Source organism: Natronoarchaeum sp. GCM10025321 (assembly GCF_042663585.1).
GTDB lineage: Archaea > Halobacteriota > Halobacteria > Halobacteriales > Natronoarchaeaceae > Natranaeroarchaeum.
Genome location: NZ_JBHTAN010000006.1, coordinates 2,212,609 through 2,227,630 on the forward strand (window position 1 = coordinate 2,212,609; position 15,022 = coordinate 2,227,630).

17 protein-coding genes are annotated in these 15,022 nt (G+C 64.0%); 6 read left to right on the top strand and 11 right to left on the bottom strand.

The features are described from left to right. Positions 1–27: 27 nt before the first annotated feature. From ACFQL3_RS14160 to ACFQL3_RS14180, 5 genes are all read right to left on the bottom strand, one after another. Entirely contained in the window at positions 28–246 is a 219-nt protein-coding gene (locus tag ACFQL3_RS14160; protein ID WP_377055389.1) for a hypothetical protein, read from the bottom strand. Then, positions 246–1,436 (bottom strand): hypothetical protein, encoded by a 1,191-nt coding sequence (locus tag ACFQL3_RS14165; RefSeq protein WP_377055391.1) that lies wholly within the window; start codon positions 1,434–1,436, stop codon positions 246–248. Before ACFQL3_RS14165 ends, ACFQL3_RS14160 begins: the two co-directional genes overlap by 1 nt. Positions 1,437–1,786: 350 nt before the next feature. Beyond that, positions 1,787–3,601, bottom strand: coding sequence for a ribosome biogenesis/translation initiation ATPase RLI (locus ACFQL3_RS14170; RefSeq protein WP_377055393.1), 1,815 nt, complete (start codon positions 3,599–3,601; stop codon positions 1,787–1,789). A 1-nt stretch (position 3,602) separates the two neighbouring features. Continuing rightward, positions 3,603–3,914, bottom strand: a complete 312-nt coding sequence (locus tag ACFQL3_RS14175; RefSeq protein WP_377055395.1) for a hypothetical protein — start codon at positions 3,912–3,914, stop codon at positions 3,603–3,605. A gap of 151 nt (positions 3,915–4,065) precedes the next feature. After that, positions 4,066–4,623: a DoxX family protein gene (locus ACFQL3_RS14180; protein ID WP_377055397.1), complete on the bottom strand. Its 558-nt coding sequence runs from the start codon at positions 4,621–4,623 to the stop codon at positions 4,066–4,068. A gap of 222 nt (positions 4,624–4,845) precedes the next feature. Between ACFQL3_RS14180 and ACFQL3_RS14185 the strand changes: the two genes are divergently transcribed. Next, positions 4,846–5,127: a MarR family transcriptional regulator gene (locus tag ACFQL3_RS14185; RefSeq protein ID WP_377055399.1), complete on the top strand. Its 282-nt coding sequence runs from the start codon at positions 4,846–4,848 to the stop codon at positions 5,125–5,127. A 302-nt stretch (positions 5,128–5,429) separates the two neighbouring features. Beyond that, entirely contained in the window at positions 5,430–5,912 is a 483-nt protein-coding gene (locus ACFQL3_RS14190; protein WP_377055401.1) for a DUF7384 family protein, read from the top strand. Here the strand turns inward: ACFQL3_RS14190 and ACFQL3_RS14195 are convergent, their stop codons facing one another. The 5 genes from ACFQL3_RS14195 to ACFQL3_RS14215 form a co-directional block, all read right to left on the bottom strand. Continuing rightward, positions 5,913–6,452 carry an XTP/dITP diphosphatase gene (locus tag ACFQL3_RS14195; RefSeq protein WP_377055403.1) on the bottom strand — a complete coding sequence of 180 codons (540 nt, stop codon included), beginning with the start codon at positions 6,450–6,452 and terminating at the stop codon, positions 5,913–5,915. 38 nt (positions 6,453–6,490) lie between these two features. Then, a complete protein-coding gene (locus ACFQL3_RS14200) occupies positions 6,491–6,766 on the bottom strand; it encodes a DUF5808 domain-containing protein (protein ID WP_377055405.1) in 276 nt (91 codons plus the stop codon). Positions 6,767–6,948: 182 nt separating this feature from the next. Beyond that, the gene (locus ACFQL3_RS14205; RefSeq protein ID WP_377055407.1) at positions 6,949–8,565 is read right to left on the bottom strand and encodes a hypothetical protein; all 1,617 of its coding nucleotides are present in this window, start codon (positions 8,563–8,565) and stop codon (positions 6,949–6,951) included. Beyond that, the gene (locus ACFQL3_RS14210; RefSeq protein WP_377057118.1) at positions 8,562–9,302 is read right to left on the bottom strand and encodes an ABC transporter ATP-binding protein; all 741 of its coding nucleotides are present in this window, start codon (positions 9,300–9,302) and stop codon (positions 8,562–8,564) included. Before ACFQL3_RS14210 ends, ACFQL3_RS14205 begins: the two co-directional genes overlap by 4 nt. A gap of 229 nt (positions 9,303–9,531) precedes the next feature. Continuing rightward, a complete protein-coding gene (locus tag ACFQL3_RS14215) occupies positions 9,532–10,674 on the bottom strand; it encodes a thiolase family protein (RefSeq protein WP_377055409.1) in 1,143 nt (380 codons plus the stop codon). Positions 10,675–10,794: 120 nt separating this feature from the next. Between ACFQL3_RS14215 and ACFQL3_RS14220 the strand changes: the two genes are divergently transcribed. The 4 genes from ACFQL3_RS14220 (at position 10,795) to ACFQL3_RS14235 (ending at position 14,012) form a co-directional block, all read left to right on the top strand. Further along, the gene (locus ACFQL3_RS14220; RefSeq protein ID WP_377055411.1) at positions 10,795–11,571 is read left to right on the top strand and encodes a hypothetical protein; all 777 of its coding nucleotides are present in this window, start codon (positions 10,795–10,797) and stop codon (positions 11,569–11,571) included. A 61-nt stretch (positions 11,572–11,632) separates the two neighbouring features. Then, positions 11,633–12,967 (top strand): ATP-binding protein, encoded by a 1,335-nt coding sequence (locus tag ACFQL3_RS14225; RefSeq protein WP_377055413.1) that lies wholly within the window; start codon positions 11,633–11,635, stop codon positions 12,965–12,967. 4 nt (positions 12,968–12,971) lie between these two features. Further along, positions 12,972–13,796, top strand: a complete 825-nt coding sequence (locus ACFQL3_RS14230; protein ID WP_377055415.1) for an MBL fold metallo-hydrolase — start codon at positions 12,972–12,974, stop codon at positions 13,794–13,796. Between the two features lie 12 nt (positions 13,797–13,808). Then, positions 13,809–14,012 (top strand): hypothetical protein, encoded by a 204-nt coding sequence (locus ACFQL3_RS14235; RefSeq protein WP_377055417.1) that lies wholly within the window; start codon positions 13,809–13,811, stop codon positions 14,010–14,012. A gap of 6 nt (positions 14,013–14,018) precedes the next feature. Here ACFQL3_RS14235 and ACFQL3_RS14240 read toward each other — a convergent pair whose 3' ends face one another. Further along, positions 14,019–15,014, bottom strand: a complete 996-nt coding sequence (locus ACFQL3_RS14240; protein ID WP_377055419.1) for a DUF5787 family protein — start codon at positions 15,012–15,014, stop codon at positions 14,019–14,021. Between the last annotated feature and the right edge of the window lie 8 nt (positions 15,015–15,022).

A 15,022-nucleotide genomic window follows, 5' to 3' on the forward strand; every position in this document is an offset into this window, starting at 1 on the left:
GTGACGGTTACCGGGGCGAAACGAGCGTTAGATCTGCTCTACGAGGTCACAAACAGCGTCAGCGTCCGCGACGATAAACGCGTCCTCGTGGAGGGCGTCCTCGTCGGCAGGGAGGAAGAGCCGCTGGTCGCGATCGGACCGCTCGACGGAGACGATGTCGAGTTCCGTGGATTCATAGCCGAGGTCTTCTGCCGCATCGGGATCCATCCGGAGGCTTTCCCACTCCTGTCGTGATGTTCCGTCCATTATTGCTCACCTACCGGCTCGACAGCGACCGGCGTTGCTTTCTCACAGGTCAGGCCGCGACAACCGGTTCCGTCACCGAGGTCGTTGGACGTGTCGCCATCACCGGTTATATGGAGATTATCCGATTCCCAGTCACCGCCAAGGTGGCCGACCGCCGTGGCATCGCCCTCGTTGTAGACGCGAGTATCTTCGATCACGCCGCTGCCACCCCCGTCACGCGGGTTGACCTCGATCGGCGCGTACGGCAGTTCGCTGTAGACGTCACAGTTCTTGATCGTAATATCGTGACCCTTCCCGTCCGTTCCCTCGCGGACCCAGATGCCACGCATATTGACGCTCCGACTGGAGCCCCACTGCTCGCGCTGCTGGTCGGTGAGTACGACCGTCGCGCCGTCAACTGTCGAGTTCGACCCGCCGACGCGGATGTTCGCGATGTTGTTGTTCCGGTAAAGGCCACCGATCACGTTGACCTCGCCATTGTTTCCGCTGGAGCCACCCGGTGCGCTGCCATAGACGCCATTGTCAGTGAACGCTTCCATCCAGCAGTCTTCGAGGGTTACGACACCAGCGTGTTCTGGCCGCACGAACACGCCCTCCCCGTTGTCGTTGCTGCCGTCGGGTCGAGCGACGCGACGGAGCGTCACCTCGTCACCATCGTGTGCGCGGGCAGTGATGTTACCGTTACCGTCAGCGACGCCCCGCCAGGTGATGTTGTCGACCAGAACGTCACCGCCGTTGGCGGCGATCACTTCCGAGAACGTGTAACCGTCGCCGTGGTCGAACACCACGTCGCCGAACTCGCCTTCGCCGCGGACTACGAGGTCGGCGTAGCCGGAGCCATGACCGCGGGTGAACGCTCTCGTGGAGTAGTCGTACGTGCCCGCGGGGACAATAATCTCCATCCCGTCGTCGATGTAGTCCGATAACCACGCACCGGCGTCGTCGCCTTCCTTCATTCCTTCCTCGCCGAGGTGAACGACGTTCGGGTCGTCCACGTCAGGCTCGTCTTCCACACTGAATCCGCCGGTCGGTTTCGGTGTCAGAGTATCTTCCGAAGCTTTCGAATCGCTGGACCGACCGAGTAGAGCCAGCGTACCGAACAATAGGCCGCCGCCGCCAGCACCAGCGAGCCAGGAACGGCGGGTAAGGCCAGTCGAGCGTGATTCGTCGGCTTCGGTGTCATCTACCATACTCGGGTAGGGTTGGAGTAGCATAAAGGGGCTTTTCGCAGGTTACCGACTCGTTATCCGAACCATCACGTTTTATACTATTTTTTAACTACTGATAGCTGCTATCTGATTGCGGCTAACTGACACGATCAGTGACAGGTACCTATCAGGACAGCGGTGCGTAGCCACCGCGCGAAATAGTAGCTTATTCTGAGTATGGTGTGTTTATTGTTACCATGGTTCAGAGGGGATCTACCGTTACTATATTGTTTAGAGTACCGGCGCTCGGTCGGAAGCGGACCACAAAAAGCGGGGTAAACTGCCGTATACCGCCAGTAAGCTCTCCCTTCCCAAGGGCTGGGAGAGTCGGTTCAGACTGAGTAGTAGTACTCGCCGTCGCGTTTCTGTTCGCGGTCGAGTTGGCTGTCGGGCTTGTTGATCCGCGGGCGCCCGACGCGCCCGTCGCGGCGGAACGTGATCTCCAGGTTCGCGAGGAACTCGTTCATGCCCGACCGCATCGCCTGTGGTTTTCCGGCGTGACCGTGCTCGGCCGGTTCGCCGTCGAACACCATCAGCCGATCGGCCAGCAGATCCATCATGTATATGTCGTGATCGATGACCATGACGGTCGCGTCCTGTTGCTCACCGTACCGACGGATCGCGCTCGCCGCCTGCACCCGCTGTTCGACGTCCAGGTGCGCCGAGGGCTCATCGAGTAGGTACAGATCCGCCGAGTCCGAGAGACAGGCCGCGATAGCTACGCGCTGGCGCTCACCGCCGGAGAGGTCGGTGAGGTTCTGCTCCATGATGCGTTCGAGCTGGAGCGGCTGAGCGATCTCCGTGTCCCAGTACGAGGAGCCGAACTTGTCGGTGATCGACGAAAGGAACGCGTCGACCCGCATCGGCTGGTCAATATCGATATACTGCGGCTTGTACGAGATATCGAGCGAGACGTCGAGGTCGCCCTCGTCCGGTTCCAGCGAACCGGCGAGCATCTTCGCGAAGGTCGACTTTCCGATCCCGTTCGGACCGACGACTCCCAGCACCTCGTCCTTGCGGATCGTTCCCCCCTCGACGTCGAGAGTAAACTCGCCCTCGCCGTAGCTCTTGGAGAGATCCGGATACTCCGTGAGCGTCTGGGCGTTGTTGACCGGGCGCGGGGCGTGCTCCTCGAACTCGATCGGGTTCGGCCGGATCCGCATGTTCTCGTTGTCGAGATAGCCGGAGAGATACTCGTTGATGCCGTTCCGAACCGACTTGGGCGACGTCACGACACCGTACGCGCCCGGGGACCCGTACGCGATGTGGAGCGTATCCGCGAGCAGGTCGAGGATCGCCAGGTCGTGTTCGACGACCAGCATCGACTTGTCTTCCTCCTCGGCGAGTTCACGGACCAGTCGGGCGACAGTCATTCGCTGGCCGATGTCCAGATACGGCGTGATCTCGTCGAGGAAGTAAAAGTCCGCCTCTCGCGCGAGACAGGCCGCGATGGCGACTCGCTGAAGCTCTCCGCCGGAGATACTATCGATATCCTGATTCATCACCGGGCCGATATCCATCCGGTCGATCAGGTAGTCGAGTTCCCCGCGCTCGTCCGTGTGTTCGAGCAGTTCGCGCGTGTTCCCGTCGAACTGGCCCGGGATCTCGTCGACGTACTGGGGCTTCCGGGAGACCTCGATGTCGCCGTCGCGCACGGCGGCGATGTAGTCCTGAAGCTCCGATCCCCGATACCGTTCGAGGACGTCGTCCCAACTCGGCGGCGACTCGTGGTTCCCCTGGTTGGGGACCATCTCGCCCGCGAGGATGCGGACGGCGGTCGTCTTCCCGATCCCGTTCGGACCGAGGATCCCCGTGACTTTGCCGTCTTCGGGGACCGGCAGGCCGTACAGCGAGAACGCGTTCTCCCCGTAGCGATGGGCCGGTTCGTCATCTAGCTCCTGTGGGAGATTGATGATCTCGATGGCGTCGAACGGGCACTTGTCGACGCAGATGCCACAGGTCTCGCCAAGACAGATCTCCTCGGAGATGTGAACCTGCTCCGGTTGTCCCTCCCGCGCTTCCTCGCCGCGGAGCGTGATACACTCCTTTCCGGTCCGGTTCGGCGGGCAGTAGTTCTTGCACTCGTAGTTACATCGATCCGGCTGACAGCGCTCCAGATCGACGACTGCGATACTGTCGTCCGCCATCTCAGAGTGAGAAGCCGGTCGTCAGCATGATGCCCCACGAGACGAACCAGAAGGCGAAGGTCATGAACGCGACGTACAGGTAGTCTTTCACGCCGCCGTAATCGTCGAAGCCGAGGAGGTCGTAGAGGGGTATCTGTGCGATGATCGCGACGACGACGACAACCTGGGCCATGCGGTCGCTCGCGGCCTCCGCGCCCGTCCCGCCGATGTACAGCGAACCGAACGCCGCGGCCACGCCGGCAAGCGCGGTGATGGTCGTAATCGTCACCGCCCGTAGGTGTTCAGCCTTCGGGCTGGCAGTTTCGGTCGACATATTTCACTATTCGGGCATCACCGGTAAAAAGGAGTTCGTTCCACTGCTATCGTTCAGTCAGGGTCGATACCGCGCGACTGCCGCAATCGAAAACGGCATCGTCGACGGCTACGCCGTCGTTTCTGGCCGTGGATCGTCGATTCCCCCCGATTCAGCCCATCAGGTAGCGCAACACGGGGAACGTCTCGATCAGGGGGTCGCCACCCACCTCGAGTTGTTCGAGGTACCTGTCCACTCCGAGGATCCGGCCCGCGCCGAAGGCGGCGACCGCCAGGAACACGACGGCGTAGGTCAGCGTCGAATCGAACAGCGCCAGAAACTCACCTGCCCAGCCGCCCAGGTAGAACGCCATCATCTGGACGCTGCCGAAGAACGCCGCCAGGCGGACGAACGCGCCAGTGATCAGCGCGATGCCGATCAGCAACTGGCCGACGGGCACGGCGATGTTGACGACGTCCATCACGAGCGCGCTCTCGGCCATCGCCGCGTAGAGCCCGCTAACGGGGCTGGCCGGGTCGACGCTGTGGACGAGATAGCCAGCCGCATCGAACGGCCATTCGCTGACCTTGCCCAGACCGGCGAACAGGATCATACCGCCGATGACGAGTCGGAGCGCGACGACGAACCACGCGCTGAGCGCGTGGGGTTGGCCGTCGAGGTCGATTCCGGCGAACTGGCCTTCGAGTCGGTTTTTGCTGTTAGTTGACATCGTGATCTACCGCTTACAACTACAGCTTGCCCGGCACCCCTATTGAACTGTAAAAGTGGTTCTCATACGTTTGGAACGGCTTCGTAGCCGGGTAGGATCTACTTACACTGTCTCGGGGCCGTGAGGACTGTTCCGTGGAGAGCCAGTAATCTGTTGCAACGCCGCGGTCACCCGGGGGTAACCCCTCAATCTTTATGCCTCTGGACCAACCTGAGTATAACGATGGCTGGCACTGATGGGGAAGATATCGAAGACCTCCCGCCGAGCGCAAAACTCGTTTTCAAGGTACTAGAGTATGACGGACCCCTGACACAAAAACAGATCGTCGAGGAATCAATGCTCTCAGCGCGAACCGTTCGTTACGCTCTGGAACGGTTAGAAGACATCGGTATCGTCGACGAGGACGTCTACTTCGCCGACGCAAGACAGAGCCTCTACGAGATCGACGAGGAAGCCATGATGCGCGCAGAGAGTTCCGCTGAACCCGGAGCCTGCGCGGAGTAACGACAGTTCTGACGGTAGTTCGCTAGAACTGGGCCGTCTCGCGCGAGGGGGAAGAGCAGTGTGGGGTGCGCGATGGGAAGAGCGGTACTCGGACGCACCCATCCGATAGCTACTCGCACCGATAGTTAAAGCCCCGTCAGACGGTCGTATGACGGCTGTAGGGCAGGCCGATCCGTTTTTGTCGGGCGACGCCGTTACAACAGCCATGAACTGGTCGGAGCTATTCGAGCGCGGCGAGCGTTGGACAGTCGAGGAAAGAGAGCTTATCGAAGCGCTCGCCGACCGTCGAGCGGAGCGTGCCGATGACTGACCGGGAGACGACAGTCGATCCCGCGAGCGTCGTCGCGGATGCGGACGTGCTGGCCGCCGACCTCCTCGTTGGCGGCGCGGCACGGGAGGCCCTCGATCACGTCCGATCTCACTCCTGGGTCGAGTTGCTCGCGAGCGACCCGCTCGTCGACGACGCAGCGGCGCTGATCGAGCGGTTCGCGTCCGAGAAGTTAGCGCGAGACTGGCGCGACCGCATCGAGCGCGAGCGCGTCCGTATCGAGCATCCGACGGGGGATCACCCGGCACTGGCCAGCGCGTACCGCGGGCAGGCGGCACATGTTCTCTCCTTCGATGAACAGTTGGGGAGCGTCCAGACCGGTGCGTCCCTGCAGGGGCACGTCTCCATGAGCGTCCGGCATCCGAAGGCGTTCGCCGCCGTCTTCGATCCCGAGAGTCTGTACGGGGCGCTTCACGAGGGAGAGTATCCCGGTCCAGACAGTGATCCCCGCGCCTGATCAGGCCTGCTCGGCCAGCCAGTCGGCGAACGTCGATAACGCCCGTGCGCGGTGTGAGATCGCGTTTTTCTCTTCGGTCGATAGCTCCGCAAGGGTCCGGCCGTCGTGCTCGAAGATCGGATCGTAGCCGAACCCGCCGTCGCCACGCGGCGGGACGATCCGCCCACGGAGACTCCCCTCGAACGTCTCGACGGTCTCGCCGTCGCAGTAGCCCAGTACGGTGCGGAAGGCGGCACGGTGGTTCTCCTCGTCATCGACGAGTCGCTGGACGCGCTCGATCCCGAGCGTGTCGTCGACGTACGCAGAGTACGGTCCCGGGAAGCCGTCGAGCGCCTGGACGAACAGCCCAGTGTCGTCGACCAGCACCGGCTCGTCGCCGTCGATCTCGCGATGCGCCTCGCGTGCGCCCCGTTCGACGATTGCGCCGAGGTCGTCGCTCTGGATCTCCGTGTAATCGTAGTTGACCTGTCGAACCGCCTCGGGCAGGTACTCGCGGGCCTCGCGGACCTTGCCCTCGTTGCTGGTGACGAACTGGATCATACCCGCCGGTCGGAGGCCCCGGGGAAAATAGGCGTCGGTTAGTCGTCGTCGACGATCACTTCGACCGGCTCTTCGTCGGCATCGCCCTCGCTCTCGTCGCCGCCGCGTTCGAGCCAGAGCAAGACACCGGCAACGGCCAGCACAACCCAGGAGCGCCAGTTGGCCAGATTCAGCGTGTAGCCGATGCCAAACGGCTTCTCGACCAGCATTCCCTCGCCCGGCTCCCAGTACGAGGAAAGTAGCCGCCGCATGTTCGGTCGCTCGAAGTTGTACGGTACGCCGAGAATCTCGCCGGACGTCGGTTTGTCGGCCATACGAGATGTTAAGAGCGGGGGCGTAATCAACGTTAGTGTCTAGCGAACAGTCGATACGAACTGGAGTACGGCGTGGTGTATCGAGCACCTGCACAGGCCAGCGCCGTAGCAGCAGCGTCAGCGCATGGGCCGGTTGGAAGCGTGATCGTATATAAACCTGTGAGCGGCTGCTCTATCGGCCCTCACTCGCCGTACTGGTGTGACTCGAAGGTCCGGACGGCATAGCGATAGGACAGGCCGCCTGCGAGCATCGATACCACGAGAGTAACGACGCCGCCGCTCACCACAGCGATGGGAGCGATGTTGGCAGTCGCGCTCTGGAGCAAGAATGCCCCGAGTACCGGTACGCTAGCGAGCGCGAGCACGAGCGAGTAGGCGAACACGGCGTAGACGTGGGGCGTCGTGAGGCCCGCGCTGTCGGCGGGGCGAAGCCCGTCGAACTCGGGGAGCCACGCACCGATGCCGACCGAGACCCCCACGAAGGCGACGGTGAGGATGGCGGCGAACAGCCCCATCGCAACCGTTGCGACGGGCGAAGCCGTCACGCCGAGGGTCGCGAGAGCGACGAGAACCACGACCGGGAGCACGCCGACGAGGGCGGCCGAGAGCACGTACCCGCGAACGAGGTGACGCGGTCCGCCGGGCGTCGTCATCGTGACCGGGAGGGTACGGCCCTCGTTCCCGAGGGGGTTGAGGGTCGCACCCGCTCCGACGGCACCGGCACCGTAGACGGCGACGAGAACCGGGATGGACGCCGGCGCGGTGGCGGCGAGTTCGATCCCGATGACCAGCAGCAGGACGAACGGCAGGAAGACGTACAGCAACGCTTGTGGTGCCCGAACGGTCCGGCGCCAGACGGCGTAGATCACGGCCCTGGTGGGGCGAGAGAGCCAGGTCGTGGGCACTCTTTCGAGCAGTCTGGGCGACTGGTCGGTCGTCGGGGATCGGGCCGACGACTCGACCGAAGCCGGAGCGACCCCGTCGCCGAGCCACGCCCGCTCTGCGAGGTGCGCGCTGGTCCACCACAGCGAGACGCCGCCGAGCGTCGTCCCGAATAGCGCCGCACCAGCGGTCGTGACGCCAGTCCCCGTCGCCGCCGTCATCGGGATGTCGGCGTACCAGCCGATCGGTAGCCCGCCGAGAACTGCGCTCGCCCGGCGACTACCGACGAAGAGCCCGAAGTACAGCGCCACGAGCGGAGAGCCAACGAGGACCCGATGCTCGCGGACGAACGGCGAGTAACTGGCGAGCGCGAGTCCCGCAAGGCCAGCGGTGTAGCCGACCGCGGTCGCAGTCGAGGCGAGCGCGAACGCAGCGAGCACGAAGAGGACGCCGCCGAGCACCGATTCGCTCCCGGACGCGAACGCGATAGCACCGGCAAGCGACGCGACCGAGAGAAATCGACCCACTTTGAGTATCTTCGAGAGCAGGTCGCCGGCGACGAGTGTCGGAATCGGGACGGTCGTCAGCAGTCCGTCCGCCTGCTCGCGCCAGTCCTGAGCCTTCATCGTCCAGAGCATGGTCACCAGCGTGACGATAACGAAGACGATACCGACGAACCCGCGTGCGGCGACGAGCGCGGTCCCCGGCGACTCGCTGGCGGCGACCTGTCCGTAGTGATACGCGCCGGGTTCCGGATAGAGGCCGACCCCGGGGACGCGTCCGACGACGACGAGCGTGACGAACACGACGAGAAATAGCTCGAAGAAGATCCGCCAGGGCTGTTCGCGTTGCTGCCGAGCATGACGCACCGCCTCGGTTCGAGCGATCCTGACGGCCCGTTCGAGCGCCCGCCTCATAGGGGCGTCCGACCGCTCTTGTGTTCGTCGGGTGCTTCGCCGTCACGCGTGATATCGAGGAAGACGTCTTCGAGGCTCCCGTCGTCCTCTCCGTCGGCCCGCTCCGCTTCTGCCCGGGTTTTCAGGCCCTCGGGCGTCCCCTCGGCGACGAGGCGACCGTCGTAGAGCACGCCGACCGTGTCGGCAAGGTCGTCGACGACCGGCAGGATATGCGTCGAGAGGAACACCGTCATCTCGCGGCTCGCGAGGTCGGCAATCGTCTCGCGCATGGTTCGGGCTGCACGGGGGTCGAGCCCGCTCGTCGGTTCGTCGAGAAAGACCACGTCGGGTTCGTGCAGGACGGCCTGAATGACGCCGACCTTCTGGCGCATCCCCTTCGAGTAGGCGTCGATCCGCTTGCCGGCGTCCGCCGCGAGGTCGAACCGGCCCAGCAGTCGGTCGATCCGCTCGGTCGCGACCTCGTCCGGCATATCGCGGAGCCCGGCCACGTACTCTAGCTGTTCGCGCCCGGTTAGCTCGTCGTACAGCGGCGGCTCCTCCGGGAGATAGCCGATATGCGGCGTGACGCTGTCGCGCTCGGTGATCGGCTGACCGGCGACGCGAGCCTCGCCCGCAGTCGGTTTCGTCAGCGTCGTGAACATCCGCATCGTGGTCGTCTTGCCCGCGCCGTTCGGGCCGAGAAAGCCGTAGACGTCGCCCTGCGGGATCGACAGCGAAAGGTCGTCAACCGCCGTCATGTCGCCGTAGCGCTTCGTCAGATCGTGCGCCTCGATGGCGGGAGTGGTCACAGTGTGAAAGCGGTACGATGTCGAGGTGTAAAACCCTGCTTACGCGGTCTGGGCGCTCAGGGACGCTCGAACTCGATCGCCGCTCCCTGTCACGACCACCTTTTCTCTCGGCCGTCGCGCTCGCGATGCTCGCGCTCGGCCTTGCAAAAGCTGGGCCAAAAAGTCCAGGCCGATCAGCTCAGGGACGCTCGAACTCGATCGCCGCTCCCTGTCCGAAGCCGACACAGAGCGTCGCAAGCCCGCGGTCGGCGTCGCGTTTTATCATCTCGTGGACGAGCGTCACGGGCAGGCGCGCGCCGCTGGCTCCGAGCGGGTGCCCGATGGCGATTGCGCCGCCGTTGACATTGAAGATGTCCGGATCGATCCCCAGTTCGTCGCGTGCGTAGACGGTCTGGCTCGCGAAGGCCTCGTTCAGTTCCACGAGGTCGTAGTCCTCGATATCCCGGTCGGCGCGGTCGAGGAGGCCACGGGTGGCAGGAACGGGACCGATCCCCATCACCGTCGGATCGACGCCGGCGACGTTGTTGGTGCCGATTTCGACGAGAACGTCGAGGCCGTGCTCCTCGGCAAAGGCCTTGCTGGTCACGAGCGTCGCCGACGCGCCGTCGCTGACCTGCGAGGCGTTGCCCGGCGTGACCGTCCCGTCGGACTTGAACACGGTCGGGAGTTCGGCGAGTTTCTCCAGCGAGGTGCCCGGGCGGATCCCCTCGTCCTCGGTGACGAGACCGTCCTCGGTCTCGATGGGGACGATTTCGTCGTCGAAGCGCCCGGACTCGGTCGCCTCGTGGGCGCGCTGCTGGCTCTGCAGGGCGTACTCGTCCTGTTCTTCACGGGAGACGCCGTACTCTTCGGCGACTTTCTCGGCCGTCATCCCCATCTGGAGTTCGCCGATGTTGTACAGTTCGGCCAGGCGCGGGTGGACCTTGTGGGTGTTCTCGCCCATCGGGACGCGGGACATCGATTCGACGCCGCCCGCGATCAGGGCGTCACGGTTGCCCGCGGCGATGGCGTCGGCCGCCGAGATGACCGACTGCATCGAGGAGGCACACCAGCGGTTGATCGTCGTTGCGGGGACGGATTCGCCGAGCTCCGAGAGCAGGGCGATGACCCGTGCTACGTTGTTGCCCTGCTCGTCGCGTTGCTGGGCACAGCCCCACAGCAGGTCGTCGATGTCCTCGCCAGTGAGACCGCTCTCGGCGAGGATGTGGTCGATCAGCGGGACGGACAGATCCTCGCTTCGTACGTCGGCGAAGACGCCGTCTTCTTTCCCCTGGGGTGTGCGATACGCCGCGGCGATGACTGGAGTCGTTTCGTCGGACATGTATCTGCAATAGTCGTTAATGAACTTAAAAACACGTAGAACTGGAAGGGGTCACTCCCGGAGTTCACCGAGAGGGACGGCATCACCACGTTTATATTCGATACCGAACCAGTGATAAATATGGACCGTTCCGCCCTCCACTCGATCGCGATAGCGTGTGCGCTCGTCCTGTTTTCGGGCGTCGCGACGGCACAGCAACAGGATCCCCAGGAGCTCGCGACAGCAGTCGACGAACTGAGTCTGACAGCCGTCCTCGTAGGCATCGCTGGGACACTGATCTTTTTCGCACTGATCGCGGCAGTCCTGATCCACCTCAAACCCAAGTACGCGAACTCGACGAACCGGCATATCCGGTCGGAGCCAGTTACGACCGGGTTGATCGGATTCGGCATCATCGTCGGGGCCGTCATCGTCAGTGTCGTACTGATACTGACGATTCTGGGGGCGCTCATCGGGCTCCCGCTGCTGCTGGCGCTCGTGGTGGTGTCGTTCGTCGGGACTGTGATCGCCGAAATTACGGTGGGTCGGTATCTCCTCGAGGAGTTCGCCGACCGGACGGAGCGCCCACCGACGACGGAGACGCTCTGGCTGGCGTTCGGCATCGGATTCGTGCTGGTGCTGGCTCTCACCTACGTACCGATCGTCGGTGGTATCGTGGGGGTGACGGTCTCCTCGGTCGGAATCGGAGCTATGGTCCAGCAGTACCGAAACGGCTCCGAGAGTACGGACGGGCAGTCGCCCGGAATCGATGACGAAACCTCGTGGACGTCGGATTCCGGATCGAGTTCCTGGGACGATTCGGAGTTTAGCGACGACGGCGGCTGGGACGACACAGCCGACGGATCCGGTGAGTGGGGAACGCAGGACGGCGATGGTAACGACGACAGTTCGTGGTAGCCGCCCCGAGCGCGGTCGTCTTCGACGGCCTTAACATTCGGCCACACCAACGTTTTCTAGAATGAGCGATGCGTCGATAGATGTCGTCGAATTTCTGCTGACGACGCGACTCTACACTGACAACCGGTCGCTCGACGAGAACGACCTGCCGCCGCGATACCGGCAAGTGTTCTGGTCGGAGGGAGAGATTGAGCGGCCGCTGTCTGCGACGAACAGCACCGCACGAACAGCGACGGGGATCGATCAGCCATGGGCCGCGATTTCGGATCTGATGTTCACCGAACGCGACGAGTTCTCCGGGTCGATCTCGCTGACCGACCAGGACATGGCCGAGGACTGGTTCCGCGACCGCATCGACGCCGAGCGGATCCAGTCGAACCCGACGCTCGCCTACGTCTTCGAGAGCGAGGTCGAGGGCGTCGACTACGATCGAGCGCGGAAGGCGAACCGCCCGATCCAGGCCGATCGCGTCTGGATCGACAGCCTGCTCGACGAGTTCTTCGACGATGACGAGGAGGAACTGCTGGACCTCGTCGACGTCCGCGCACCGGAGGAGATCGAGATGACGCTCGACGACCTCGTGCTGACGCCGGATCAGGAAAACGAGATCCACAAGGTCGTCAAAGCGATCGAGCACCGGGATTATCTGGCCCAGATCGGACTCCGCGAGATCGGTAAACTGCTCTTTGTCGGCCCACCGGGGACCGGCAAGACCACCGCTGCGCGAGGACTGTCCCACGAACTCGATCTGCCCTTCGTCGAGGTGAAACTCTCGATGATCACGAGCCAGTATCTGGGCGAGACGGCCAAAAACGTCGAGAAGGTGTTCGAGGTCGCAAAGCGACTCTCGCCGTGTATCCTGTTCATGGACGAGTTCGACTTCGTCGCCAAGACGCGCGCCTCGGACGAACACGCCGCGATCAAGCGCGCGGTCAACACCCTGCTCAAGTCGATCGACGAAGTGAGCCTCATCGAGGACGAAGTGCTCCTGATCGGCGCGACGAACCACCCGGACCAGCTAGACGCCGCCGCGTGGCGACGGTTCGACGAGATCGTCAACTTCCCCAAGCCCGATCGTGGCATGCGCTCGGACATCCTCCGGGTGATCACGCATGCGATGGACATCGAGGAGTTCGATCCCGATGCCGTCGCCGATATCACCGAAGGGCTGACCGGGAGCGACCTCCGGATGGTGCTCCGCGAGGCCGTCCTCGACGCGCTGACAGAGAACCGGACGAACCTGACCCAGAAAGACCTGATCGACGCCGTCAAGGACTTCGAGGAGCGCGACAACCTCAAGAACATGGACATGATGGACGGCGACCACGAGGCGCTGGTCGCCGGCGGCGACATCAGCGGCGGCGGAAGCGACGACGGGCACTCACACGACCACTGATAGAATGCAGGTAACGCTCCTCGGGACGGGCGATACGACCGGAACGCCGACGCTGGACTGCGACTGTGAGACCTGTGAGTACGCCCGGGAGCACGACATCGAGCGGACCCGGTTTTCGGTGTACATCGAGAACGAGCGCACCGGCGAGTCGTTGTTGATCGACGCCAGCCCCGACTTCCGCTACCAGTTCGAGCGCGAAGGCGTCGACCTCCCTGACGGCATCCTGATCAGTCACATCCACTTCGACCACCTCGACGGACTGGGGAACGTCTACCGACTGCTGAACGAGGCACCGGTCTACGCCGCCGACGAGACGGATCCAGTGACCGGCGAGAGCGTCGCCGAGACGGTCGACCGGAAGTACAGCTATCTCGACGCCATCGACGTCCAGCCGACGACCCCGTTCGAGTCGGTCCGGACCTGCGGGTTCGACGTAACGTTCGTCCCCGTCGAGCATCCGCCCTTGCTCTGTTACGGCGTCGTCGTCGAGGATCCGGAGACGGGCGCAAAGCTAACGCTTTCGGGCGATACGAGCTATGCCGTACCCGAGGAATCTCGGTCAGTAATGACTGATCCGGACCTGTTTCTCGCTGACGGCATCGTCCCGGCACATCTCTGTGAGCACCACCCAGCAGGCGGAGATCACCACGACGCCGAGGGCGTCGCCCGGACGTTCGGGACCAAACACATGACCCGCGAGGGAGCGCTCTCGCTGGCCGACGACCTCGATGCCGACCGAACTCGGCTGGTCCACCTCGCCCACTACTACCCCGTCGACGAGGCGTTCGAGGAGCCACTGGCCGTCGACGGCGAACAGTTCTCGTTGTAGGAGAACACCGATATGGCCTCGACAGCGAGAGCCATGGTCTGGGCGTCGGACGCGAGTCGTTTTCTCGTGTTGTTCCTCGTCGGTGCTGTCGGCTACGTCGTGGCGACGGTCTCCCTCATCGAGTTCCTGACCCCGCTCGAGCTAGGTATCTTCGGACTCGGGGTTCTGGCGGTGCTTGGCCTGTTCCGGTACTACGCCGACGAACTCCACGAGTAGCGGGCGCTATCCGAACCGATCCAGCCCCGACTGTCGCCGCTGTTTTCCCTTCGGATCGGCGACCCATGGCGACGTCTCGGCGCGGTCGGCGTCGAAGTCGGCCGCTGGAGCGTCGGCCGCCTCGTAGCCCGGACAGTCCGAGCCACATTCGCTTGCGGCATCGACGAACCGGCCGTACCACGAGCAGTGGGGGAGACCGTCACAGCCCGCAGAAGGGGTCAGGCTCGCGTGTTTGCAGGCCGGTGCGTCGTAGGTCCGCCAGCCCTTGCCGTAGGCGCGCTCGGCGATCCGCCGCCGGGCCGTGGCTTTGGCGGCGGGACCGGCCGGTTCGACTTCGGCGCGGCCGGCGTGACGCTCCAGCAACTCGATCCCGGTCGACTCCGGGGCGAGCGGCGTCGGCTCCCGGACGACCTCGACCGGGGCGGAAACCCCATCCGAGTCGACAGCATCGGGGTCGAACCGCCAGACTCCGACCTCCTCGGGAAGCCGATTGAGATGCGCGCCCGTGACGTGGCTCTCGGTCGCCAGGACGACCTCGTTTAGCAGGCCCAGACTGACGTCTTTCCGTAGTTGAGTCGCCAGCGCGCCCGGTCGGCCGAGATCGGGTTTGTTCTCGATGCCGACGAGCCGACCGAACCAGTCGTCCGGATATCGGGCGACCTGCCGGACGTGCTCGCGGCCGTCACGACGTTCGCGCTCGAAGAAGCCGGCCTCGACCGCGCGGTCGACGACTCGGCGGGCGTACCGCGGTAGCCCGTCGATTACGGAGCGCCGGTCGCGAAACCGGCCCGGCCCTGCGTCGCTCTCGATTGCGGCGGCAGGGATCGTTTCCGGCGTGATCGCGGTGCGCTCCGTGAACGCCGGCCCCGGTTCGACGAGCACGGTATCGAGCACTCGCTTGCCGGGGGCGGCGACACCGCCACCGAGTTGGCGAGCCACCAGGTGGTCGGTCGTCGCTTCGAGGTGGGCACACAGCGATAGCTCGAACGCGAACTCGCTCACGAAGCGGG